This is a genomic window from Streptomyces sp. NA04227 (assembly GCF_013364195.1).
Lineage (GTDB): Bacteria > Actinomycetota > Actinomycetes > Streptomycetales > Streptomycetaceae > Streptomyces.
In genome coordinates this window covers 1,728,947-1,752,001 of sequence record NZ_CP054918.1, presented here as the reverse complement: position 1 = coordinate 1,752,001, position 23,055 = coordinate 1,728,947, and the positions used below count along the sequence as shown (strand labels likewise).

Here is a 23,055-nt window from a genome sequence, read left to right as displayed (position 1 = left end):
GGGAATCATTGCAGCATGAACCTTTCCTAACCTCCGCTGTAACGGCGGCTATTCCGCGTCCGGGCCGGGTTGTTGAACCTTTGCCGAATCATGGAGCGGCGCGGATGAGCGCGGGGTGGGGGTGGGGTGGGGCGCGATGAGGGCGGGATGAGGGCGGTTCGCGGCCTCATGACGTACAAGCCTTCGTACGAGCCTTCGTGCAAGCCTTCGTTACGAGCGGTCGGCGGCGGGGCTCAGACCCAGCCCTGGTGGCGCGCCTCGCGCAGTGCCTCCGCCCGGTTGCGGGTGCCGGTCTTGCCGATGGCCGCGGACAGGTAGTTGCGTACGGTGCTCTCCGACAGGTGCAGCGCACCGGCCACGTCGGCCACCGTCGCGCCGTCCGCCGAGGCGGCGAGCACCTCCGCCTCGCGCGGGGTGAGGGGACTGGGTCCCGCGCTGAGCGCCGAGGCGGCGAGCGCCGGGTCGAGCACCCGCTCACCGCGCAGTACGCGCCGTACCGCCTCCGCGAGTTCCTGTACCGGCCCGTCCTTGACCAGGAAGCCGCGGGCGCCCGCCTCCATGGCGCGGCGCAGATAGCCGGGGCGGCCGAAGGTGGTGAGGATCAGCACCCGGCAGTGCGGGCAGTGCTCGCGCAGTGCGGCGGCGGCCTCCAGGCCGCTTTGGCCGGGGAGTTCGATGTCGAGCAGGGCGACGTCCGGGCGGGTGTCCTGTGCCGCGGCGAGGATCTCGTCGCCCCGGCCGACCTGTGCCACCACCTCGATGTCGGGCTCCATCCCGAGCAGCAGCGCCAGCGCCCCGCGCATCATGCCCTGGTCCTCGGCGAGCAGTACGCGTACGGGACGCTCGGCGGTCGGCTGTCCCGGGGCCGACCGTGCGGCGTCCGGTTGGGCGGGGGCGGGGGTCTCGTCCACGGGGTCAGGGTAGGCGCGCCGCCCGCGGTCCGGCGGCCCGGCCGACGCGGCGGTCACCGCCCGGCGGGGGAGGCCACGGGCGTTTCGCGTACGGGGAGTTCGGCGACCACGCGGAAGCCGCGGCCGGGCGCGGGGCCGGCCTCAAGCGAGCCGCCCGCGGACGTCACCCGCTCGCCAAGTCCCTTGAGTCCACTGCCGGGTTGGGCGCCGCCGAACCCGCTGCCCGACCGGTCGCCGCCCGAGCCGGGGCCGTCGTCGGTGACAAGGAGCCTGACCCGCTCCGCCGTCGAGTCGATCGCGAACTCGCAGTGCGCGGCCCCGGAATGGCGTACCGCGTTGGTCGCGCACTCCCGCACCACCCAGCCGAGCAGTGCCGCGGTCCCGGGCGGGAGCGGCGGCCCCGACTGCCGTACCAGCGTCTCGATCCCCGCCGACTCCAGTGCGTCGCGGGCGCGTTCCAGCTCGGTGGCGAGGCTGCCCTCGCGGTAACCGGTGACCGCCTCCCGGATCTCGGCGAGCGCCTGCCTGCCCACGCATTCGATGTCGTCGACCTGGTGCAGCGCCGCGTCGAGGTCCCGGTGCGCGAGGCGGCGGGCCGCCTCGGACTTCACCACGATCACCGAGAGCGTGTGGCCGAGCAGGTCGTGCAGGTCCCGGGAGAACCGCAGACGTTCCTTGTCGACGGCGGTACGGGCCAGTTCCTGCCGGGTCTCGCGCAGCTCGACGACCGTACGGGACAGGGTGAGCAGGGTCGCGGTGATCAGGCCCGAGACGAGGGTGACGTAGGCGATGGTCAGTCCGTCCCAGCCGCCCCGCCAGCCGCCGACGCCCCCGGCGACGAGGGTGAGCACGCCGACCGTGACGCCGAGCGCCCTGCCCCGCAGCACCGCGCCGCAGGCCAGCCCGTACAGCGGGAAGAACATCAGCCAGCCGCCGCCGTACCAGGCCGCGAGCCCGAAGGTGAGCAGGCCCATCACCGCCAGGGTCGCCCAGGTCAGCGGGGTGTCGCGCTTCCGCTCGACCAGGGCACGGAACACCACGGAGATATAGAGGGAGTTGAAGACGAGCAGCCCCACCCCGGCGACGATCGGGTTCGCCTTGCCCTGCACCAGATGGGACACCGAGCCCATGCCGAGCAGCAGCCACGGCAGCATCGTGAACCCGCTCGGCGGCGGCCGCAGACAGCCCCGCCCGGGGCGGCGGTGCGGCGCGCGCGGGAACGACTTCGCCGTTCGCCGTTCGCCGTCCGGTCCGGCGGCGCCGTCGGCCGGCCCCTCGTCCAGCCTCTCGTCCAGCCCCTCGTCCGGGTCGCTGCTCGTCGCCGGTTGCGTCCGCTCGTCTCCCTGCTCGTCTCCCCGCCAGTCGGGTCGCGTCCGCTCGTCGCCCCCTCCGTCGCCCATCCGTCCGTCTCCCCGCCCGTCCGCCGGTGGTGCCTGCCCCGCATTGTTCGTCATGTCCTGGACGCTACGGAGAGTCCGGCGGCGGGCGGCAGAGCGTCCCGTCCCGTTCCGGGCAGGACAAATGTCCTGGGTCCGGCCGGCCCGCCCGGGGGCGGCGCCCGCCCGCGACCTGGGCTTACCGGCGGTAGCCGACGCGGCATCTGAACTCTTCCCAAGCGTCGGCCGCTGGGCTATACAGGGAGCCAGTCGAAGTGAAACACGTTCTAGGGCGAGCGGGGAGGGGGGCGACCCGAGCCAGCCGAGGCAGCCGGGCCGGACGCGTATGGACCGTATCCCTCGCGTACGCGCACCCTCGCCCGCCGCCACCGCCCGTGCCGCACCCGTACCCCCACGCACCAGCTCGTACCCCGCGCACCAGCCCGAAGGAGCAGGACCGCATGCCCATCGATGCCGCGAAGGCGCTCGCCGCCGATCCCGTGTCCAGCGAGATCGCCTGGGAGCACAAGGACGTCCTGCTCTACCACCTGGGCATCGGCGCCGGAGTCCCGGCGACCGACCCCGCCGAACTGCGCTACACGCTGGAGTCCAGGCTCCAGGTGCTGCCGAGCTTCGCGACCGTCGCGGGCGGCACGATGGGCTTCGTGGGCTCGCTCGGCGCGCCCGGTATCGACATCGACCTCATGTCCGTGCTGCACGGCGGCCAGATCATCGAACTCCACCGGCCGCTGCCCGCCCGGGGCACCGCGACGAGCACCTCACGGGTCGCCGCCGTCTACGACAAGGGCAAGGCCGCCGTCCTCGTCCTGCGCTCCGAAGTCGCCGACGCGGACGGGCCGTTGTGGACCAGCGACGCGCAGATCTTCGTCCGCGGCGAGGGCGGTTTCGGCGGCGAGCGTGGCCCCTCGAACAGGCTGGAGACCCCCGAGCGCGACCCCGACCACGTGGTCGAGCGCGCCACCCGCGAGGACCAGGCGCTCCTCTACCGCCTCTCCGGCGACGTCAACCCCCTGCACGCCGACCCGGAGTTCGCCCGGCTCGCCGGGTTCGACCGGCCCATCCTGCACGGACTGTGCTCGTACGGCATCGCCCTCAAGGCCGTCGTCGACACCGTCCTGGACGGCGACGCGAGCCGGGTGCGCTCCTACTCCACCCGCTTCGCCGGGATCGTCTTCCCCGGCGAGACCCTGCGCGTACGGATGTGGGCCGACGAGGGCGCCGAGGGCCGCGTGCAGGTCACGGTCACCGCGGTGGACCGGGAGGACGCCCCGGTCCTCGCGGACACCGTGGTCGAACATGCGTAAGCCGAACACGTAGGAGGGGTAAGGGAGTTGGCGGCGGGACCCGCAGGCCGTCCCGGGCGCGACCCGGCGCGACCCGGCAGGACCCGGGGCGGCCTGCGGGTCGGCTGGCCGTCGCGTCAGCGGCTCGCCGCCACCGGACCCAGCGGGGCCTTCCCCAGTGGAATCGGTGCGGCGGCGGGGGAGTTGGCCGTCGACGGTGTGATGTCCGTTGATTCCGTACGGAGTTGAGCTGACCTGCACTCGGCGTCCGGTCTGGCGTCCGTGTCCGGTCCGGCGTCCGTCCTGTTGTCCGTTCTCGCGCCCGCTCCGGCGCCCGGCACCGAGTCCCACTCCGCCTCCGGCCCCGGCACCTCCGCCACCGCGCACGGCACCGTGTCCGTCACGCAGGGCAGCCGTAGCAGGCCGCCCCGCGTCCACACCGCTGACCCCGTCAACCAGCCCTGTGGCGGGGCGAGTTGGCGCACCTTGCGGTCCAGGGGGCGCCAGACGCCGAGCCGGGTGCCGGTGGGGCCGTCGATGCGGAGGGCCACCGCGGCCGTTTCCGGGGTGAGGGTCTGGCCCGGCTGTACGGCGAGCGGGGTCACCGTCCGGCCGGTGAGGCGCAGGGAGTGCGGGAACCGTACCGGCAGGGTGCTGCCGAGGACGCCCCAGCCGAGTCGGGTCCGGCCGGGGGAGGGCGCGTCGGAGCACAGCAGGAGCAGCCCGCTGTCGATGTCCGCGAGCAGCAGCCGGTCCTCGCTCTCCTCGGAGATCTGGAGCAGCGGCGACACCTCGCCGCCGCGCTGGAGGTCCACCACGACCGTTTTGGTGCGCCCGTCGCGCTCCCGGTCCAGGGCGAGCATCCGTCCCGCCCCGTCCAGCCACGCGCCGCCCGAGCACCGGCCCGGCACCGCCGCGACCAACTCGGGCCCGCGCGCCCCGCCCGCCACCAGCCACAGATCCGTCGACTCGTCGCGTACGGCGAGCGCGTACGCGGCCCTGCCGTGCGGGGTCGGCGGCAGCAGCCGCAGTCGCTCCGACTCGACGGTGCCGAGCGGGAGTTCACCCGTTCCGGGCCCGGTGGGGTAGAGCAGCGCGAAGTGGTGTTCCCCGGCAGTGAGACGGGTGGTCCGGTGGATTAGGACCCGGCCGTCGGCCAGCGGCTGGAGCGCGGTGCCGGGTTCCTCCGGCTGGTTGCCGGGCAGTGGCACGGCGTACGGTTCCGGGCCGTCCAGGGTCCAGCGCTCCGGGTAAAAGGATTCTCCGTCCGTGGCCAGCCGCGCGGCGTAGGAGCCGTCGGCGGTGAGCGTGCACTGCGGATGCCGGGCCGCCTCGGCTTCGTCCCGTCCTTCGCTCCGCTCTTCGCCTTGGTGGCCGGGTGCGGTCTCGGTGGCACAGGCCGTCATGGTGGGTCACCTCCGGTCCCCGAAGCTAGTTTTCGCCGCGTGCGCCCCGACAACGAGAAGTGTCCGTTTCACACGGAAGGGTGGCGATCGCGGCGTTTCCCTGAGGTGGCAGGCGGGGTTGTGCTTGTGCACGGGCGAGCGCGTCCGCCGGGGCGTGCGCGCTGGTGGGCACGCGCGGGCGTGGGGGCGCGCGGCGAACTGCAGCGGTCGGCCGGGGGTGACGGCGAGGGACGAGGAAGCCGACCGGGCGCGACCCCCGCCCGCCCGCGCATCCTCCCGCGCCTCTCCTCCCGTACCGGCCCCCCCCGTATCGGCCCCGCCCCTCCTCCCCTACCTGCCCGCGCACCCCTCCGCGCCCCTCCTCCCGTACCCACCACCCGCCCGCCCGGAGGCACCCGTCCGGGCAGGTAGCCTTTACGTGTGCCCCGTCTGTCTGAAGTCATCGCAGCCCTCGACGCCCTGTGGCCCCCCGAGCGGGCCGAGAGCTGGGACGCGGTCGGTACCGTCTGCGGCGACCCGGACGCCGAGGTGGACCGGGTCCTGTTCGCGGTCGACCCGGTGCGCGAGATCGCCGACGAGGCGGTGGCGCTCGGTGCCCAGCTCCTGGTCACCCACCACCCGCTGTACCTGCGCGGGACGACGACGGTGGCCGCGTCGACCTTCAAGGGCCGCGTGGTCCACGAACTGATCAAGCACGACGTCGCGCTGCACGTCGCCCACACCAACGCCGACACCGCCGACCCCGGGGTCTCCGACGCCCTCGCGGGCGCGCTCGACCTGCGTGTCCTCGGCCCGTTGGTCCCGGACTCCGCCGACCCTCAGGGCCGCCGTGGTCTCGGCCGGGTCTGCGAGCTCCAACACCCGCTGACCGTAAGGGAGTTGGCCGCCGTCGCGGCGAAGCGGCTGCCCGCCACCGCGCAGGGCATCCGGGTCGCGGGCGACCCCGACGCGACGGTCCGCACCATGGTGGTCAGCGGCGGCAGCGGCGACAGCCTCTTCGACGCCGTCCGCGCCACCGGCGCCGACGCCTTCCTCACCGCGGACCTGCGCCACCACCCGGCGTCCGAGTTCATGGCGGACGGCGGCGCCCACAGTCCTCTCGCGCTGCTCGACGCGGCGCACTGGGCCACCGAGTGGCCCTGGTGCGAGCTGGCCGCAGCCCAGCTCGACGAGATCTCCGACCGCAACGGATGGGGACTGCGCGTCCACGTCTCGAAGACGGTCACCGACCCGTGGACCGCCCACGCCGCCTCGCACGGCACTGCCTCGTGGGCACCCACCGACCCCGCAGGAGCCCCCAACTGAACGCCGCGCCCGACGACCAGATCCGCCTGCTCGACCTCCAGGCACTCGACGTACGCCTCCAGCAGCTCGCGCACAAGCGCAGGTCGCTGCCCGAGCACGCCGAGATCGAGTCGCTGAACAAGGACCTCAGCCAGCTCCGCGACCTCCTGGTCGCCGCGCAGACCGAGGAGAGCGACACCGCCCGCGAGCAGACCAAGGCCGAGCAGGACGTGGACCAGGTGCGCCAGCGCGCCGCCCGTGACCAGCAGCGGCTCGACTCCGGCGCGGTCACCTCGCCCAAGGACCTGGAGAGCCTCCAGCACGAGATCGCCTCGCTCGCCAAGCGGCAGAGCGACCTCGAGGACGTCGTCCTGGAAGTGATGGAGCGCCGCGAGAGCGCCCAGGAGCGGGTCTCCGAACTCACCGCACGTCTCTCCTCGGCCGAGACCAAGGCTGGGGAAGCGGTCGCCCGCCGCGACCGGGCGCAGCAGGAGCTCGACGACGAGGCCGCGGGCGTCACCAAGGAGCGTGCCCTGGTGGCCGGTTCGGTGCCCGCCGACCTCCTGAAGCTCTACGACAAGCTCCGCGAGCAGCAGGGCGGCGTCGGCGCGGCCCGTCTCTACCAGCGCCGCTGCGAGGGCTGCCAACTCGAACTCAACATCACCGAACTCAACGACGTGCGCACCGCCCCCTCCGACAAGGTCCTGCGCTGCGAGAACTGCCGCCGCATCCTGGTCCGTACCTCCGAGTCGGGCCTGTAACCGCCCGCCGGGCAGCACGGAATCCGCGGGGGCGGCGCAGCACCGAATCCGCGGGACAGCGAGAACAGACCGAAGGTGATCTCCGGCATCGCAGGGGCGGCGCCGGAGTGACGACGGGGGCATCAGCGGCATGAACGAGTTCATCGTCGAGGCGGACGGCGGCTCCCGGGGCAACCCCGGGCCCGCGGGCTACGGCGCGGTGGTGCTCGACGCGGCCACCGGCCAGACCCTGGCGGAGGCCGCCGAGTACCTCGGCGTCGCCACCAACAACGTCGCCGAGTACAGCGGCCTGGTCGCCGGGCTGCGGGCGGCTCACCGTCTGGACCCGGCGGCGACGGTCCGGGTACGGATGGACTCCAAGCTGGTCGTCGAGCAGATGTCGGGCCGCTGGCAGATCAAGCACCCCGCCATGCGCCCGCTGGCCGCCGAGGCCCGCGCCGTCTTCGGGCCCGGGCAGGTCTCCTACGAGTGGATCCCGCGCGCGCGGAACAAGCACGCCGACCGCCTCGCCAACGAGGCCATGGACGCGGGCGCACGCGGCGAACAGTGGTCCCCGGCCACCTCCACCGCCGAACTCGACGCCCAGGACGCGCGGTTGGCGGCGGGCGAGGACGCGGCGGCCGGGCCCGGTGACGCGGCGGCCGGAGCGGCAGCCGTACGCACGGCCCTCGCCGCCTCTGCGAACGGCCGTGCTGCGGAGGCCGACCCCGACCGTGACACCACCGAACAGGCAGACGTCCGCGCCGCCCGCAACATCGCCCGTACCGGCGAGACGCGGACCGCCGAGCCCCGCCCCCGTAGCGACCACTCCGCGGACGATCAGTCCCGTACCGCCGACACCCGTACCCCGGCCGCGGGCTGGGCCCCCGCCGACCTCGGGCAGCCCGCCACCTTCGTACTGCTGCGCCACGGCGAGACCCCCCTCACCCCCGAGAAGCGCTTCTCGGGCAGTGGGGGCAGCGACCCGGCGCTCTCGGCGGTGGGCCGCGACCAGGCCGCACGGGTGGCCGCGGCGCTGGCCGAGCGCGGCACTGTCGAGGCGATCGTCAGCTCGCCGCTGGCGCGCTGCCGTGAGACGGCCGGGGCGGTCGCGGACCGCCTGGGCCTCGGTATCGAGCTCGAAGAGGGCCTGCGCGAAACGGACTTCGGGGCCTGGGAGGGCCTGACCTTCGGCGAGGTGCGCGAGCGCCACGCCCAGGACCTGACCGACTGGCTCGCCTCACCCGAGGCGAGGCCGACCGGCGGCGGCGAGAGCTTCACCGAGGTCGCGGACCGGGTGGCGGCGGCCCGGGACCGCCTCGTCGAGCGGTACGCCGGACGCACGGTCCTCCTGGTGACCCATGTGACGCCGATCAAGACCCTGGTACGCCTCGCCCTCGGCGCTCCCGCCGCCTCCCTGTTCCGGATGGAACTCTCGGCGGCCTCCCTCTCGGCGGTCGCGTACTACCGGGACGGCAACGCCTCGGTCCGACTCCTCAACGACACAGGGCACTTGAGGTAGCCGGGCGCGGGTCCCCGCTCAGTGGATCTGCCGCACCACGACATCCAGCGCCCAGGGCCGCCCGGCCCGTTCCGGCGCCTCGGCCTCCACGACATGGCCGAGGTCGCGCAGCGTCTGGACCAGCTCCGCCGGAGTACGCGGCGACGCCCCCGCCGTCAGCAGCGCGCGGACGATCCTGCCCTTGGTCGCCTTGTTGAAATGGCTGACCACCGAACGCTTCTCCGCGCCGGTCACCGGGTCGGTCTCGGCGTGCAGCACCCGCACCGTCGCCGTCCGTCCGGCCAGTTCGCCCTTGGGCTTGAAGGCGGTGGCGTACGAGGAAGAGCGCAGGTCGAGCAGCAGTCCGCTGCCCGCGGCCTCGGGCAGCGCTTCGGCGAGGGCCGGCCGCCAGTGCGCGGCGAGCGAGCCGAGCCGGGGCAGCTTGACGTCCATCGAGCAGCGGTAGGAAGGGATCCTGTCGCCGGTGCGGACGGCGCCCCACAGGCCGGAGAAGACCAGCAGCGAACGGGCCGCCCGGCGCTTGGCGGCGGCGTCGAGGGTGGCCAGGCCCAGGGCGTCGTAGAGGACGCCGGTGTAGATCTGGCCCGCCGGGCGCGCACCCGCCGTACGCAGCCCGAGGTTCTTGGTGACCTCCTCGCGCTGCCCCTCGCTGAGGCCGAGCACCTGCCGGGCCCGCTCCTCGTCGGCCGCGCACAGCTCGACGAGCTCCTCCAGGACCGCCTCGCGCGTCGCCGTCAGCCCCGGCAGCGACAGCGACTCCAGTTTCAGCGGGGCGCCGCGACCCGAGGAGGCCTTGCCTTCGGACGGGGGCAGCAGCACGAGCACGAGGATCTCCCTGGGCACTACGGGGTGTGACGACCCTCAAGGTTACGGGGTGCCGACGGTGCCGGGCTCCCGAAGGGCGGGCCGCCTCACCCCGGCCTACGCTCGTGCCATGCCACGCCGCCATGTCCAGGTGACCGGCGCGGAAGAGGCGCCGCTGCGAACGGCCCTGCGCACGCTGCGCAGGCGGCTCGCGCTGCCGGAGGGTTTCCCGCCCGAGGTACTCGCCGAGGCGGAGCGGGCGGCGCGCGAGCCCCGGCTGCCGTCCGAGGACGCCACCGACATCCCGTTCTTCACCCTCGATCCCCCCGCGTCCACCGACCTGGACCAGGCCATGCACCTCGCCGAACGCGCCGACGGCGGCTACCGGGTGCGGTACGCGATCGCCGACGTCGCCGCCTTCGTCCGGCCGCACGGCGCACTCGACGCCGAGGCGCACCACCGCGTCACCACCCTCTACCTCCCCGACGGCCGCATCCCGCTGCACCCCGCGCCCCTGAGCGAGGCGGCCGCCAGCCTGCTCCCCGGCGAGGAGCGCCCGGCCGCGCTGTGGACGCTCGACCTGGACGCCGAGGGCGCCGTCCGGTCCGCCACCGTGCGCCGCGCCCGCGTCCGCAGCCGCGCCAAGCTCGACTACGCGGGTGTCCAGCGCCAGCTCGACGCCGGTACCGCCGAGGCCCCCCTCGCCCTGCTCGCCACCATCGGCCGCCTCCGCGAGGCCCAGGAGGTCGCACGCGGCGGCGTCTCCCTCAACGTGCCGGAACAGGAGATCCAGGAAACCGTCGAGCATCCCGCCGCCGCACCTCAGCAGCTCGGGACGTCGTACGACGGGACGGGGCACGAAGGAACCGCACCCGGCGCCACGTACGAACTGGTGCATCGCGCCACGCTCCCGGTCGAGGGCTGGAACGCGCAGATCTCGCTGCTGACCGGCATGGCCGCCGCCGACCTGATGACCGGACGCGGCACCGGCGTCCTGCGCACCCTGCCCGCGGCACCCGACGGCGCGGTCGGACGCCTGCGCCGCACCGCCGCCGCCCTGCACATCGACTGGCCGCACCACGTCGCCTACGCGCAACTGATCCGCTCCCTCGACCCGGCCCTGCCCCGGCACGCCGCCTTCCTCCAGGAGTGCACGACCCTGCTGCGCGGCGCCGGGTACACCGTCTTCCGCGACGGACGGCTGCCCTCGCCCCTGGTGCACTCCGCCGTAGCCGCCCCGTACACGCACTGCACCGCGCCGCTGCGGCGGCTCGTCGACCGGTACACGAGCGAGATCTGCCTGGCCGCCTGCGCCGACGTGCCGGTGCCCGGCTGGGTTGACGAGGCCCTGGACGCACTGCCGGGCGAGATGGCCGAGGGCAACCGGCGCGGGGCCACCGTCGAGCGCGAGTGCGTCGACCTCGTCGAGGCGGCGCTCCTGAAGGACCGGGTGGGCGAGGTCTTCGACGGCGTCGTGATCGACGTACGCGAGGACGAACCGGTCGTCGGCACCGTGCAGTTGACCGAGCCCGCCGTCGTCGCGCGGATCACCGGCGGCCCCGCGCCCCTGCCACTCGGCGAGCGGGTACGCGCCCGGCTCACCGAGGCCGACCCGACCGCGGCGAAGGTACGGTTCGCGCCCGCGTGAGGCGCCGGGTCCACTGCGGACGGCCCCTGCCGCGGCCGGTGTGCGAGCACCCACCCGAGGCGTGACAGTGGAGGGGAAGCGGGCAGGCGATCGCCGGAAGGCACCGGGAGGCACGGGGAGGCACGGGTGTGAGCGACAGCGGCGAAGGCAGCGGCAGCGACGGCGGCAAACTGGCCACCTACCGGGAGAAGCGGCACTTCGACCGCACCCGGGAGCCGCGCGGCCACGGCACCCCGACCGGCGACGAACCCGTCTTCGTCGTCCAGATCCACGACGCCTCGACGACGCACTTCGACTTCCGCCTGGAGGTCGACGGCGTACTGAAGTCCTGGTCGGTGCCCAAGGGCCCGTCCGCCGACATCCACGACAAGAGGCTGGCGATGCCGACCGAGGACCACCCGATGGAGTACCGCGAGTTCGAGGGCGTCATCGCCGGGGGCGAGTACGGGGCGGGCACGGTGATCGTCTGGGACGAGGGCACCTACGCGCCGCTGGCGAGCAGCACCGAGGACAAGGGCCGTACCTTCGCCGAGGCCCTGGAACACGGGCACGCCACCTTCCGCCTGAACGGCGCGAAACTCCACGGCGGCTACGCGCTCACCCGCTTCCGGGGCGGTGAGGACTCCACCGAGCGCGAGTCCTGGCTCCTGGTCAAGAAGAAGGACACCCGCGCCGACGGCAAGGACGCCCCCGACCCCCACCGCGCCCGCTCGGTACGCAGCGGCCGCACTCTGCGTCAGGTCGCTGCCGAGGAGGCAGAGGAGGCAGAGGAGGCAGAGGAGGGGCCCGTGACGGGGTCAACGGCCGTGCGCTCAGGGGGAGTTCGCCCCGCCCGGCCGACGCCGGAGGCTCCGGAGCCGCACGATGAATGACGTGCCCGCCATGAACGACCTGCCCGCCATGAACGACCTGCTCGCCGCCCTCCCGGAGGCGCAGCAACGCCTGCTCGCCGCCGCACCCGGACCGGTGGCCTCCGCGACCGACCCGATGCTCGCCGTCCTCAGCGACCGCAGGGACTTCGGCCCCGAGTGGATCTTCGAACGGAAGCTGGACGGCGTACGCACACTGGCGACCCGGGACGGCGACCGGATCCGTCTGCTCTCCCGCACCGGCCGTGCGGTACACGGGAGTTACCCGGAAATCGCCGAGGCGCTCGCCGCGCAGCCGGCCACCGGTTTCACCCTGGACGGTGAGATCGTCGCCTTCGCGCACGGCCGCACCGACTTCGCCCGGCTCCAGCAGCGCATGCAACTCACAAACGCGCGCCGGGCCCGCGCCAGCGGCGTGGCCATCACGTACTACGTCTTCGATCTGCTCCGCCTCGACGGCGTCGACCTCACCCGGCTCCCGCTGCGCACCCGCAAGTCCCTGCTGCGCCGGGCCCTGGACTTCCGCGCCCCGGTACGTTTCACCCCGCACCGCAACCAGGGTGGACCGCAAGAGCTGGCCGACGCCTGCGCACACGGCTGGGAGGGCCTGATCGCCAAGCGTGCCGACGGCCGCTACGTCCGGCGCCGCTCCCCGGACTGGCTCAAGCTCAAGTGCTCCGGCGGCCAGGAGTTCGTGGTCGGCGGATTCACCGAACCCGCGGGCAGCCGCACCGGCTTCGGCGCCCTGCTCCTCGGCTACCACGAGCAGGGCGGGCTCCGCTACGCGGGCAAGGTCGGCACCGGCTTCGACCACACCACCCTGCGCCAACTCCGCTCCGGACTGGACGAGTTGGAGCGTGAGACCTCACCCTTCAGCACACCGGTACGCGAACGCGGCGCCCACTGGGTGGAACCCTTCGTCGTCGCCGAGATCGGCTTCACCGAGTGGACCCGCGACGGCATGCTCCGCCACCCCCGCTTCCTGGGCCTGCGCCAGGACAAGAAGCCGTCCGAGGTCGTACGGGAACACCCGAGGAAGCGCTGAACTCCTTTGGCTCTACGTGTAGTTACTGAACTCCCGTTTCCGTACGTGTAGTTGGGGAGACGGCGACAACTCTCCCTGCCGTAGGGGTAGTTCCTGATCCGGGGATGTCCGTTGTGAGGGAACGGCAGGGAGGAGGAAGCCAAGTCGACCCGGATCAGCTCGCGTTGCCTTTGGGACGCCCGGACTGGTCGCTGGTGCCGTGGGGCGGTGGGCTGTGCGGCGCGGCGGCGGTCGCGGGGGAGACGCCGGAACGGCTGGTGGGCGTCGCCTTGCCCGGGAGTCCGCCCTTGCCGGTGTCGGCGGAGAAGCCGCCGGGCGCGTGGTCGAGCCGGTGCCTGAGGACCTCGACGACATGCGTACGGTGGCCGTGCGTCATCTCGTAGTCGAGCAGCTTGGCCACGTCACCGGCGGGCAGCCCGCGAACCTGGCCTTCGAGCACGCCGACCGGCAGGTCGTCGTAGTCCGCCAGCGGCAGTCGCTCCTTGTGATGCGTCATCGTCCGCTCCCTTCCTGGGTCCGTTCGGTCCCTTCGGTTCGTTCGGTCCCTTCGGTTCGTTCGCGTACGTCCTGGACCACCGACTTGTCGAGCGCGGCGCGTACGAGTGCCGCCGCGAACACGGCGAGCTGCTCCTTCGCCACCAGTGTCGCGAGCCGCCGCGGATCCGCGGGCAGCCCGAGACGTTCCGCGCCCTGGGTGGCCTTGGCGTCGATGTAGGGCTCCAACTCGGTCCAGATTCCCTGGACTTCGCGCAGGAAGATGTCCGCGCCCGTGGGTCCGAGTCCGGGCACCTCCTGCAACAGTTCGCGCATCCGCCGCCGGTCCCCGTGCGCCTGTTCGCGCAGCCTGCGCAGATCGCCGCCGTAGCGCTCGCGGACGAAGTCGGCGCCCTTGCCGAGGGTGGTGGAGGTGCTCTCGTCGTAGCGCCGGTAGTGGCCCTCGCCCAGGGCGTCGACCCGCTGCTGCCAGGTGGCGTCCCGCATCCGGCGCGGGGTGCGCAGGTCCGCGTCGAACAGCGCGTGCGCCGCGTCCACGGCGACCGAGGCACGGATCCGGGCACTGAGCAGACAGGCGAGCACCAGGAGCTGGTACAGCGGCTGCGGGGTGTCGCGCAGCCGGATGCCCGCCTGCGCCGCGTAGGTCTGCCCGTGGGTGTCGAGCAGTGCGTCCGCGGTCTCCCTGCGGGTGGCCGTGGCGGTCATGACATCCCTCCCGGAACGTCTGGACGGTCGACGGGCGACGGCTGGACGGCGGGACAACCGGACGGCGGCTCGGCGTACCGAGTGCGCCGACCGGACTCGACTCCGTACAGGTGAATTGTCCCAAAGACCCCGGGCATACGCAGGGGCGGACAGGTCCGCTGCCACCGCTCCGGCCGTCACCGCCTTCGCCACGGCCAGGAGTGGGGCGCACCGAACATGGGACACATCAGGCATGACCACGACCGAGACACAGCGGATCCGAGCCGGTCGGCGCACCGTGGAGCTGCGGCGCCCGGACAAGGTGCTCTTCCCCGCAGAAGGGCCTGGCGAGGGCGGGCTCACCAAGGCGGACCTCGCCGAGTACCACCGGCTGCTCGCCCCGTACCTGCTGCCCGAGCTGAAGGGCCGCCCTCTGATGCTGGAGCGGCACCCCGAGGGCATCGCGAAGCAGCCGCACTTCATGCAGAAGGACACCCCGGACCACTATCCGGACTGGGTGCGGAGAGCCGAGCTGCCGAAGGAGGGCGGCACAGTCGTGCACACGGTCTGCGACAACACGGCCACGCTCGTCTTCCTCGCCGACCAGGCGTGCGTCTGCCTGCACCGCTGGCTCTCCCGTGCGGACCGGCCCGAGCACCCCGACCGGCTGGTCTTCGACCTCGATCCGCCGGACGACGACTTCGAGGCCGTACGCGAGGCGGCCCGGCGTCTGAAGGATCTGCTCGACGAACTGCGCCTGCCCGCCCGCCTGATGACCACCGGCTCCCGAGGCCTGCACGTCACCGTCCCCCTCGACGGACACCTCCCCTTCGACGACTGCCGCGCCTTCGCCCGCGACCTGGCCGAACTCCTGGCCTCCCGCCACCCCGACAGCCTCACCACCGAGGTCCGCAAGAACCGCCGCGGCAACCGCCTCTACCTGGACATCCAGCGCAACGCCTACGCCCAGACCGCCGTCGCCCCCTGGTCCGTACGCGCGAAGGAAGGCGGCCCGGTGGCGGCCCCGCTGCCCTGGGACCGGCTGGACGACCCCGGCCTGGACGCCCGGAGCTGGTCGCTGCGCGACGTGTCCGCCGTACGGGAACTCGCGGAGTCCACACCGTGGTCGGGCCTGGGCCGCGTCCGCTCGCTCACCGCGGCCGCGCGGCGCCTCAAGCGGCTGGGCTGAACGGCGGGTCGAGGTCCCCCGTCCCCGCCCCCTCCCGCGCGTCGAGTGCCGCCCTCAACTCCCTTACGAACGCGTCCGGTTCGTCGGCATGGCAGTGAATCACCGCGACCTCGCGCACCCGGCCGAAGAACGTCATGTGCCGTACCGGCTCGCGCAGTTCGAGGGTCACCGTGGACTGCCCGCCGATGTCCAGACTCAGCACCCCCTCGGCCTTCTCGTGACTCATTCGCAGCTCCCGCCCCACCCGGGCGACGAGATCCAGCGGAACCCGCAGGTCGACGTGGGCACCACGGCGGATCCGCACCTCCTCGGGACCGACAAGATGGGGCCGGGTCACGGAGGCGCCCTGCATCCCGATGACCATGATCACGGAGTACACGTCGATGAACAGCAGCGGCCGCTCCACAGCGGGCCACGGCCGCAGCAACACGGCGAAGGCCACCGTCTCCACCACACACACGAACGCGAACCCGTACATCAGCGCCGCCTGAGCCCGCGCATACCCGAACCCCCTCACCCCCCGCCCCGCGTCCACCCCGTCCCGCCGCCGCCGAGCCCACAGCAACAGGCTCCACAGCAGCCGGAGTTCGTGCCCGACGAGGCGGCGTATCAGGAGGAGGGCGGGTTTCAGGTGAGTGAGGGCGGCGGCGCGGGTGCGGGCACCGGCCCCTGCACCAGTACCGGCACCGGTCTCGACCGTGCTGTTCGTCCGCGCGTGGCTGTTCCGCATGGGCTCACTCATTTCTCGGTGCCGGGATCGACGGCTCGGTCGGAGAACCAGGCGAGAGCGCGGCGTACGGCCTCGGCCTGGGCGGGCGCGAAGTCGGCGTAGAGGGCGTCGAGGAAGGTGCGGGCCGAGTCCTGCGGCGGCGCGGACGCCGCGAGACCTGCCATGGCCGTCCCCCGCATACAGTCCACGAGCGCGTCCGCGGCCTGCTGGACGAGCGGGTCGTCGAGCTCGCCCTCACCGAGTTCTTCGAGCTGGTCGAGCAGCGCGTAGGCCCGCTGCGCCCGAACCCGAGCCTCCTGGGTACCCGCCACCTCACGTACGGCGACAAGGAGCCGCTCGCGGTCGTCGGGCGCCGCGGTGACCTCCAGCAGGCCGAGGATCTCGCGGTCCTTGGCGGCCATGGGGGAGGTGGGGGCAGCGGCAGGGGTGGCGGTTTCGGACGAGGGCGAGGACGAGGACGAGGACGAGACCAGCTCCTCCCGCGTCGTCCCCGCAGCTTCTGTGTCCGCTTCTGTGTCCGCTTCCGTTCCCGTGTCCGTATTGGCCAACTCCCGGAAAAGCGCGGCGAATTCGGGTGACATCGGCCCCTCGGGGGACAGCTCCCCGCGCTCGGCCTCCTGGAGCAGGGCCCCGAGCCGGGTCCGCTGCTCACGCAGCCGCCGCTCCTGCCGTGCGAGGTCGGCGTCCAGCTCGGCCAGCACCTCGGCGAGCTCCCTTCCGGCGTCGTCGCTGAGCACGTCCCGTACCTCCGGCAGACCGAGGCCCAGCTCGGTGAGCCGCTTGATACGGGCGAGCAGTACGGCATGGCGCAGCCCGTAGTCCCGGTAGCCGTTGGCCAGCCGGTCGGGCTCGGGCAGCAGCCCGAGATGGTGGTAATGCCTGATCGCGCGCGTCGTCACACCGACGACGGAGGCGAGCTCCGAGATCCGCATGGCGTCAGTAGACACGTTGACGCTGCGGCAAGGTCAATGGCAGGACCGCAGGTCAGCGGAGTCGCTCCAGGCCCGGTGGGGCAAGCGGGGGAAGCGGGCGAGGCCGAAGGCACACCCCGGTGACGGGTACGATGGACGGCACGGCAGACGAGCCGGGCGGACGGCCGCGTGAAGACCGATTCTCGGATCGGCTTCCCGAGGAACGTCCGGGCTCCACAGGGCAGGGTGGTGGCTAACGGCCACCCGGGGTGACCCGCGGGACAGTGCCACAGAAAACAGACCGCCCGGCGCTCAGGCGCCGGGTAAGGGTGAAACGGTGGTGTAAGAGACCACCAGCGCCTGGGGTGACCCAGGCGGCTAGGTAAACCCCACCTGGAGCAAGGTCAAGAGGGGCCGCGGAAGCGACCCTGCGCGGATGTTCGAGGGCTGCCCGCCCGAGTCCGCGGGTAGACCGCACGAGACCGGCGGCAACGCCGGTCCTAGATGGATGGCCGTCTCCCCGGACGCCGCGAGGCTTCCGGGCGACAGAACCCGGCGTACAGCCCGACTCGTCTGCTTTTATGGCCCTGACCTCGGAGTTTGCCTCGGGATGGGGCATTTCTTGTTGGGAGGAGGTTCTCACTTCTGCGTGCGGGTTCCCGGGAGTCCTTCTACAACTGCGCAACGGTTGTGGAGTCTGGAAGCGGCTGGCTGGGCGGGACTTGGGTCGTAAACCAGCGTGTCGAACGAGTGTCGCGCAGGTTCGAACGGCTGGTGGGAGTCGCACACCATTGACCGGGTACCAGGAAATCGGTGAGTCCGTCGGCTTGGTCTCCGAGGAACTGGGCGAAGAAGTAACGGAGCTGGCGGGGTGGCGAGAACTGGGGACGTTGAAGCCGGGCGTTGTAGCTGGCGCGCTACCATCCCCCTGAGCCTGGCTCGGCGTGGTGGCAGGCGGTTCGGGGGAGTGGATGACATTCGCACAACCAGGTCGGGTAGATCCCCCGCCTTCGGCGCGATCGCCGCGGCTGGCGATTCTGCGTCCTGACAATGGCTTACTTCGTCTGCTCGATGCCAACCACACCAAGGAAAGGTCCTACTCTCAACCCTGCCGTGACTGGCCCGAGGTCAAGCCGCATCTCGCGATCCTGCTTGCGCCTGCTGACCAGCAGCGTGACGAAGAAGGTGGGGAGCAACCGGAGCGTATCTGGGGGCTGGGTATCGTTCGCCCTGCTCATGTGACCGATCGAGACCGCAAGGTCGTCGTCGCCCGTGCGCGAAGCCTTCGAGGCCTGGTGCCTCTCTCAGGGCTCTGGTGCGTCGATGGCGAGCGAGACGCCGAACTCTCCAAGTCGTTACCGGAAAGCGGTCCTGTTACGGTCGACGCAGACACCGTGTTCGCCAATCTTCGGCGGATTTCCCTTGAGGCCGAGGCCGAAGTCCAGCGTTTGATGCCTCTGCTCGATGATGCCGAAGACTGGAACGCGGGGGAACTCCGCTGGCGTGATGAGCGTGACGCTCTTCTGCTCTTCGCCAAGATTGCCGGGATGCCCCAGAGCGACTTCTCGGAGATACATCTCTGGGACAGGACAGCTGCCCGGGCAGCCTTTATCGGCGGGCTTGTCGGGACTGAGATCCAGCCGATGCTCGACGACATCCGCGGGCTGGCGGCCACGATGTTCAGCGGCATCGGGGAGACCGTCGTCCGAGCGTTCGCGAGTCGCGGAGGTAATCGAAGCTATGACTTCGAGGCCACATCGATAACCGACCAGTCGGTGCTGGACGGTCGGGAAGGCGCCCTCGACGCGTACTACTATCACCTCGAATCTCGGACGCTCTCCATGCTGCGCTACGTGCGTCCTGGCCTGAACGGACTACTGTCACCTGACGCTCGGCACAGTCTGGAAGAGTTCCACGGCCGTGTTCGCCACCTGCCGAGACCCGAGCGGCGGAGCACTGACGATCACAGCTTGGTAGACGACCCTCTCTTCCTCCGCGTTCATGAGCCGGTGCCCTTCACCGCCGCTCTGCACCGGACGAGCCCCGGTGCGATCTACCCGTACGACCAGGTCGCCGCAGCGATCTTGCCCGCGGCGGGACCCGGTCTCCCGGACCTTTCCCTGAGCTCGCTCACCCGCCACCTGGTACCGACCCAGTTCGCTCAGCTGGTGCGCGACGGTTGGTTCGGTGCGAGCGGCGTGCCCTTCGAAGTGGCTTTGGACTGGGTGAAAGCCACGATCGACACGGCTGGTGTTGCTTTGCTGGTCGTGGACTTCAGTCCCCGGCAGCGTGGCAACGGCTCAGGGATCAAGACACGGGCCTAGGCCAGCAACAAGACACCACCAATGGGAAGGCATCATCCATGGTCACGTCGGGGGCGGACACACCTCGCCAAGTCACGCAGGTCCGCGAGCAGCTGCACGAGACATTCGACGGGGTGATAGACGACAGCGACATCGCCCACTTCCGAGGGGGCAACTACGAACAGCGCTTCCTCTCCCGCGCTCTGGCAGCCCTCGCGGTACGACGAGTGGCCCAATGCACTGCGGCCGAGGCGGCCCGGTTCGTCACGGACGGCATCGCGGACCAGGGATTGGACGCCATCGCCCCCCTGCCGGAGAGCGGGCAGGCCCTGCTCGTCCAGGCGAAGTGGAGCGACAAGGGCACGGCGACCTTCGACGTGGATGCCGCCAAGGCGATGGTGGATGGGCTGAACCGGATCGAGAACGAACTGTACGACCAGTTCAACCAGCGTGCCGGCGCCCTCGCTCTGGAAGCCCGGCCGTTCATCGTCAACAAGAAGGCCACTCTGCTCATCGCGCTGATGGGCACTGTGGAGCCCTCTCCGCCAGCGCTTGAGGTTCTCAACAACGCTCTCGACGAGTTCAACAAGCACGGTGCCCGCTTGAGCGTCGAGGTGCTGTACGCCGCGGACTTCCATGACCAGATCCACGCGGATCTTCGGCCGGAGCCGATCTGCCTTGATGTACGCCTTGACGACTGGTACCAGCAGAAGGGACCTCTTGAGGCCTATCAGGGCACGGTCTCCGCCGAGAGCGTCGCTGAATGGTACGAGACGCACGGTACCGGCCTGTTCGAGCAGAATCTCCGGGCCCCGCTCGGGACCACCGTCACGAATGCGGAGATTGGTCAGACCCTTACGTCCGATCCCACGAGATTCTGGCACCTGAACAACGGCATCACCATGATCTGCAACTCGCTCACCGCGAAGAACGACAGCGCCAAGGCACCGCAGAGCAGGCCGACCACCCTCACCGTGGCCGGGGCGAGCATCGTGAACGGTGCTCAGACGGTACGGGCTGTCGCCAGGGCCATGCACGACGACGGTGAGGCCGCGGCCAACGCCACTTTGAGCATCAAGGTCATCAACACGCATGAGGACCGCGAATTCGGCGTCCAGGTCTCACAGGCGGCCAACCGGCAGAACGCCATCGAGCAGCGCGATCACATCGCGCTGGAACCCGTGCACCAGGCGATCAAGGCCAACCTGCGCGCCGAACTGCGCAAGCAGTACGTGATCAAGCGCGGCGAGCCGGTGGCCGCGCCCGAGACCGGTTGTTCGCTGGATGAACTCGCTCTCGCACTCGCCTGCCTGCACCCGGATGCGGAACAGGCCGCCCGGGCCGCCAGTTCCACGGAGAACCTCTGGGAGCAGGGCCCCAAGGGCAGCCACACCCTGCTGTTCAAACGCGAACCCTCGCCGCAGAAGGTGTGGCGCTCCGTGCTCACGCTGCGCGCGGCACGGAGCGCGGTCTACGAACTGGGCAGTGGTCAGAACAGCCGCGAGGCCTCGACCACCGAGCACGGTGGCTTTCTCGTCACCCACCTGCTCTTCCATCATCTCGGCGCCACGAGTATCGATGACCCCGACTTCGACTGGGACAGCGAGGTGCTGGAGAAGGTTCCCGTCCTCGTGCCGGATCTGGTGCGTCGGCTGACCCATCGGATCGTGACTCGTCACGGGCCGCGTCCCCAGATCAGGACCGCCTTCCAGACCACGGAGACATGCCGGGAGCTCGCGAAGCACGTCCTCGGCGACCTGGCCGATGGCGTCGCCGTACCCGCACCTTCGGCGAAGGAGCGCAAGCCGCGTCGCCCGAACACGGTGCCGCTCCTAGTCGACCGTCGTGTCATCAAGGAGGGAGCGCCTCTCCGGTACGTGGCTCCGAGCGAGCCCGAGCGCGACGCCATGGAAGAGTGGCTTGTCCAGGACGAACGGCGGCGCCAGGCGACCTGGGTCAATCACCGGACCAAGTCGATCCTGTGGGCGTACGACGAGCAGCAGTACTCGCCGTCGGGGCTGGTGTCGAAGATGTGGGCGGATGCCGACTGGGGCGACCGCCCGGTCGCCAATCAGGGAACGGCTCGCTGGTTCCAGTCGGACGGCCTGAGCCTGTGGGATCTGGCCCAGCGCCTCCACAGCGAAGAGGCCGAGGACGAGGCCTGACGGAGTGTGCACCGCAGCGGCAGGACGTCAGTAGAGGCGTGGTCTCTCCGGGCCGCGTAGCCGGGCGAGGAGATCGGCGATCTCGCGGGTTTCCTCGTCGTCCTCGCCGAGGAGGACGCACATGTCCTCGTGGAGGGCGTCGAGGACGCCTTCGGCCTCGGCGCGGCGGCCCTCGGAGAAGAGCAGGATGCCGATACTGCGGCGCAGGTCGAGAGCGGTCTCGGAGGCGTCCCCGGCCGCGTCGGAGACGACCTCCAGGACCTCCCGGAACTCCCGCAGGGCGACGGTGGCCTGGCCGAGGTTGGCCCGGCAGTGTGCGGCGTTTCGACGGCACTCCAGCGTGCTTTCGTCGGCCGGTCCCGCCGTGCGGTCGTAGGCGGCGGCCAGCGCGTCGAACTCCGGCAGGGCCCGCCGGAAGTCCTCGCCGAACATGAGGACCGCCGCGCGCTGCCGCCGCAGCCCGAGTACACGCGGGTTGTGCGCGCCGAGGGCGGAGGCCGCCGTGGTGATCACCGCCTTGAGGACGTCCGCGGCCTGGGCGAACCGCCCGCTCTCGGCGAGGTCCGCAGACCGGGCGTAGGCGCCTTGGATCGCGTCCCGCAGCACTGTGTCGGCGCGCACCGGGAGCGGCACCGGAACCGACGGATCCGGCGCGGGGGTGGGGGCCGTGGTCCGGCGCAGGGGCGCGTTCGGCTGCCGGTAGACCACCGTCGGATCGGGCGCCACGGACTGGGTGTCCCCCTCGCCGAGGGTCACGGGGTCGGCCGCCGAACCCGGTGGCGGCAGGTGCGGCGACAGGCGCTCGTACACCGCGTAGGCGTCGGCCGGCCGCTGCTCGGGGGCCTTGGCCAGCAGGTCGAGGGTCAGGGCTTCCAGATCTTCCGGTACCTCGGGCCGCAGGGTGCGCAGGGGCGTTGGCGGGGCATCCATGTGCTGGCGCAGGAGCCGGTAGTCGCTGTCGCCGCTGAACACCGGCTGCCCGGTCAGGAGTTCGTGCAGCACGCAGCCGAGTGCGTAGAGGTCGCTGAGCGGGGTGATCTGCGCGTTGTCGATCTGCTCGGGTGGCATGTACCGGCTGGTGCCGACCAGGTTGCCGGTGGCGGTGAGCCGGGTGACGTCCGTGCGCAGCAGTTTCGCGATGCCGAAGTCCAGCACCTTGACCGTGCCGTCCACGGCGATCAGGACGTTGTCCGGCTTCAGGTCGCGGTGCACGACCGGGATCGCGTGGGCGTACGACAGGACGGTGCAGATCTGTGCGGCGATCGACGCGGCCCAGCTCACCGGGAGCCCCACCGCCCCGCCGTCCGCCGTGCCGCTGAGCACACTGCGCAGGGAGATCCCGCGCACATACTCCATCACCAGATACAGCCGGTCGAACGACGCCTCGTCCAGCACCGCGTCGAATACCTGCGGCACTCCGTGATGCCCGATCCGTGCGGTGACGCGCGCCTCGCGCTCGAAGCGGCGGGTGAACTCCTTTGCCTGCGTGGGCGATACGACGACGTCGGGCCGGATGAGCTTGACCGCGATCTCCCGGTCGAGGACGGCGTCGTAGCCCCGCCAGACCGTGCCCATACCGCCGGGCTCGATCTCCTCGATCAGCTCATAACGGCCCTGCTCGCCGATTCTCCTGGCCTGCGCCACGCGTCGCGCCCCCCATCGTCCTGAT

The 23,055-nt window shown here is 71.7% G+C and carries 19 protein-coding genes and 1 other RNA gene; 11 read left to right on the top strand and 9 right to left on the bottom strand.

Annotated elements, in window-relative coordinates; all coding sequences use genetic code 11:
- Positions 1-233 precede the first annotated feature (233 nt).
- Together HUT18_RS07270 and HUT18_RS07265 are read right to left on the bottom strand one after the other, a co-directional pair.
- Entirely contained in the window at positions 234-827 is a 594-nt protein-coding gene (locus HUT18_RS07270; protein WP_303246574.1) for a response regulator transcription factor, read from the bottom strand.
- A gap of 137 nt (positions 828-964) precedes the next feature.
- Positions 965-2,365 (bottom strand): sensor histidine kinase, encoded by a 1,401-nt coding sequence (locus HUT18_RS07265; RefSeq protein WP_254878464.1) that lies wholly within the window; start codon positions 2,363-2,365, stop codon positions 965-967.
- A 383-nt stretch (positions 2,366-2,748) separates the two neighbouring features.
- Between HUT18_RS07265 and HUT18_RS07260 the strand changes: the two genes are divergently transcribed.
- Positions 2,749-3,612: a MaoC/PaaZ C-terminal domain-containing protein gene (locus HUT18_RS07260; protein ID WP_176098861.1), complete on the top strand. Its 864-nt coding sequence runs from the start codon at positions 2,749-2,751 to the stop codon at positions 3,610-3,612.
- A gap of 116 nt (positions 3,613-3,728) precedes the next feature.
- Here HUT18_RS07260 and HUT18_RS07250 read toward each other — a convergent pair whose 3' ends face one another.
- Positions 3,729-4,997 (bottom strand): hypothetical protein, encoded by a 1,269-nt coding sequence (locus HUT18_RS07250; RefSeq protein ID WP_254878463.1) that lies wholly within the window; start codon positions 4,995-4,997, stop codon positions 3,729-3,731.
- Between the two features lie 420 nt (positions 4,998-5,417).
- On the opposite strand from HUT18_RS07250, the gene HUT18_RS07245 reads away from it, so the two are divergent.
- The 3 genes from HUT18_RS07245 to HUT18_RS07235 all read left to right on the top strand — a co-directional run bounded on the left by HUT18_RS07245 (position 5,418) and on the right by HUT18_RS07235 (position 8,543).
- A complete protein-coding gene (locus HUT18_RS07245; protein WP_176098859.1) occupies positions 5,418-6,302 on the top strand; it encodes a Nif3-like dinuclear metal center hexameric protein in 885 nt (294 codons plus the stop codon).
- The gene (locus HUT18_RS07240; RefSeq protein ID WP_217710556.1) at positions 6,299-7,042 is read left to right on the top strand and encodes a zinc ribbon domain-containing protein; all 744 of its coding nucleotides are present in this window, start codon (positions 6,299-6,301) and stop codon (positions 7,040-7,042) included. The genes HUT18_RS07245 and HUT18_RS07240 overlap by 4 nt, the downstream gene beginning before the upstream one ends.
- Before the next feature lie 130 nt (positions 7,043-7,172).
- The gene (locus tag HUT18_RS07235; RefSeq protein WP_176098848.1) at positions 7,173-8,543 is read left to right on the top strand and encodes a bifunctional RNase H/acid phosphatase; all 1,371 of its coding nucleotides are present in this window, start codon (positions 7,173-7,175) and stop codon (positions 8,541-8,543) included.
- An 18-nt stretch (positions 8,544-8,561) separates the two neighbouring features.
- Here the strand turns inward: HUT18_RS07235 and yaaA are convergent, their stop codons facing one another.
- Positions 8,562-9,368 (bottom strand): peroxide stress protein YaaA, encoded by an 807-nt coding sequence (yaaA, locus tag HUT18_RS07230; protein ID WP_176098846.1) that lies wholly within the window; start codon positions 9,366-9,368, stop codon positions 8,562-8,564.
- A 109-nt stretch (positions 9,369-9,477) separates the two neighbouring features.
- Here yaaA and HUT18_RS07225 point away from each other — a divergent pair, with 109 nt between their 5' ends.
- The 3 genes from HUT18_RS07225 (at position 9,478) to ligD (HUT18_RS07215) (ending at position 12,909) form a co-directional block, all read left to right on the top strand.
- Positions 9,478-10,995 carry an RNB domain-containing ribonuclease gene (locus HUT18_RS07225; protein WP_176098844.1) on the top strand — a complete coding sequence of 506 codons (1,518 nt, stop codon included), beginning with the start codon at positions 9,478-9,480 and terminating at the stop codon, positions 10,993-10,995.
- A 128-nt stretch (positions 10,996-11,123) separates the two neighbouring features.
- Entirely contained in the window at positions 11,124-11,867 is a 744-nt protein-coding gene (locus HUT18_RS07220; protein ID WP_176098842.1) for a DNA polymerase ligase N-terminal domain-containing protein, read from the top strand.
- Between the two features lie 28 nt (positions 11,868-11,895).
- Positions 11,896-12,909, top strand: a complete 1,014-nt coding sequence (gene ligD, locus HUT18_RS07215; RefSeq protein ID WP_176104338.1) for a non-homologous end-joining DNA ligase — start codon at positions 11,896-11,898, stop codon at positions 12,907-12,909.
- Between the two features lie 154 nt (positions 12,910-13,063).
- On the opposite strand, the gene HUT18_RS07210 is transcribed toward ligD (HUT18_RS07215), so the two are convergent.
- Together HUT18_RS07210 and HUT18_RS07205 are read right to left on the bottom strand one after the other, a co-directional pair.
- On the bottom strand, positions 13,064-13,405 hold the full coding sequence (locus tag HUT18_RS07210) for a hypothetical protein (protein ID WP_176098840.1): 342 nt from the start codon (positions 13,403-13,405) through the stop codon (positions 13,064-13,066).
- Positions 13,402-14,109 carry an endonuclease gene (locus HUT18_RS07205; RefSeq protein WP_176098839.1) on the bottom strand — a complete coding sequence of 236 codons (708 nt, stop codon included), beginning with the start codon at positions 14,107-14,109 and terminating at the stop codon, positions 13,402-13,404. The genes HUT18_RS07210 and HUT18_RS07205 overlap by 4 nt, the downstream gene beginning before the upstream one ends.
- A 232-nt stretch (positions 14,110-14,341) precedes the next feature.
- On the opposite strand from HUT18_RS07205, the gene ligD (HUT18_RS07200) reads away from it, so the two are divergent.
- A complete protein-coding gene (ligD, locus tag HUT18_RS07200; protein ID WP_176098837.1) occupies positions 14,342-15,277 on the top strand; it encodes a non-homologous end-joining DNA ligase in 936 nt (311 codons plus the stop codon).
- Here ligD (HUT18_RS07200) and HUT18_RS07195 read toward each other — a convergent pair.
- Positions 15,261-16,007: a hypothetical protein gene (locus HUT18_RS07195; RefSeq protein WP_254878462.1), complete on the bottom strand. Its 747-nt coding sequence runs from the start codon at positions 16,005-16,007 to the stop codon at positions 15,261-15,263. The two genes, ligD (HUT18_RS07200) and HUT18_RS07195, sit on opposite strands and share 17 nt — an antisense overlap.
- Positions 16,008-16,015: 8 nt before the next feature.
- Positions 16,016-16,939 (bottom strand): MerR family transcriptional regulator, encoded by a 924-nt coding sequence (locus tag HUT18_RS07190; protein WP_176098835.1) that lies wholly within the window; start codon positions 16,937-16,939, stop codon positions 16,016-16,018.
- Between the two features lie 148 nt (positions 16,940-17,087).
- Between HUT18_RS07190 and rnpB the strand changes: the two genes are divergently transcribed.
- The 3 genes from rnpB to HUT18_RS07175 all read left to right on the top strand — a co-directional run bounded on the left by rnpB (position 17,088) and on the right by HUT18_RS07175 (position 21,386).
- Positions 17,088-17,494, top strand: an RNA gene (gene rnpB, locus HUT18_RS07185) — RNase P RNA component class A.
- Between the two features lie 395 nt (positions 17,495-17,889).
- On the top strand, positions 17,890-19,242 hold the full coding sequence (locus tag HUT18_RS07180) for a hypothetical protein (RefSeq protein WP_176098833.1): 1,353 nt from the start codon (positions 17,890-17,892) through the stop codon (positions 19,240-19,242).
- A gap of 38 nt (positions 19,243-19,280) precedes the next feature.
- Positions 19,281-21,386 carry an AIPR family protein gene (locus HUT18_RS07175; RefSeq protein ID WP_176098831.1) on the top strand — a complete coding sequence of 702 codons (2,106 nt, stop codon included), beginning with the start codon at positions 19,281-19,283 and terminating at the stop codon, positions 21,384-21,386.
- Positions 21,387-21,413: 27 nt separating this feature from the next.
- Here HUT18_RS07175 and HUT18_RS07170 read toward each other — a convergent pair whose 3' ends face one another.
- Positions 21,414-23,030, bottom strand: coding sequence for a serine/threonine-protein kinase (locus tag HUT18_RS07170; RefSeq protein WP_176098829.1), 1,617 nt, complete (start codon positions 23,028-23,030; stop codon positions 21,414-21,416).
- Between the last annotated feature and the right edge of the window lie 25 nt (positions 23,031-23,055).

What these genes read in the sequence shown, in the direction of transcription:
- HUT18_RS07180 (WP_176098833.1), top strand. Translation starts at nt 17,890, where the DNA reads ATGACATTCGCACAACCAGGTCGGGTAGATCCCCCGCCTTCGGCGCGA.
- ligD (WP_176104338.1), top strand. Translation starts at nt 11,896, where the DNA reads ATGAACGACCTGCTCGCCGCCCTCCCGGAGGCGCAGCAACGCCTGCTC.
- ligD (WP_176098837.1), top strand. Translation starts at nt 14,342, where the DNA reads ATGACCACGACCGAGACACAGCGGATCCGAGCCGGTCGGCGCACCGTG.
- HUT18_RS07210 (WP_176098840.1), bottom strand. Translation starts at nt 13,405, where the DNA reads ATGACGCATCACAAGGAGCGACTGCCGCTGGCGGACTACGACGACCTG.
- HUT18_RS07260 (WP_176098861.1), top strand. Translation starts at nt 2,749, where the DNA reads ATGCCCATCGATGCCGCGAAGGCGCTCGCCGCCGATCCCGTGTCCAGC.
- HUT18_RS07205 (WP_176098839.1), bottom strand. Translation starts at nt 14,109, where the DNA reads ATGACCGCCACGGCCACCCGCAGGGAGACCGCGGACGCACTGCTCGAC.
- HUT18_RS07175 (WP_176098831.1), top strand. Translation starts at nt 19,281, where the DNA reads ATGGTCACGTCGGGGGCGGACACACCTCGCCAAGTCACGCAGGTCCGC.
- HUT18_RS07195 (WP_254878462.1), bottom strand. Translation starts at nt 16,007, where the DNA reads ATGCGGAACAGCCACGCGCGGACGAACAGCACGGTCGAGACCGGTGCC.
- HUT18_RS07190 (WP_176098835.1), bottom strand. Translation starts at nt 16,939, where the DNA reads ATGCGGATCTCGGAGCTCGCCTCCGTCGTCGGTGTGACGACGCGCGCG.
- HUT18_RS07235 (WP_176098848.1), top strand. Translation starts at nt 7,173, where the DNA reads ATGAACGAGTTCATCGTCGAGGCGGACGGCGGCTCCCGGGGCAACCCC.
- HUT18_RS07265 (WP_254878464.1), bottom strand. Translation starts at nt 2,365, where the DNA reads ATGACGAACAATGCGGGGCAGGCACCACCGGCGGACGGGCGGGGAGAC.
- HUT18_RS07225 (WP_176098844.1), top strand. Translation starts at nt 9,478, where the DNA reads ATGCCACGCCGCCATGTCCAGGTGACCGGCGCGGAAGAGGCGCCGCTG.
- HUT18_RS07250 (WP_254878463.1), bottom strand. Translation starts at nt 4,997, where the DNA reads ATGACGGCCTGTGCCACCGAGACCGCACCCGGCCACCAAGGCGAAGAG.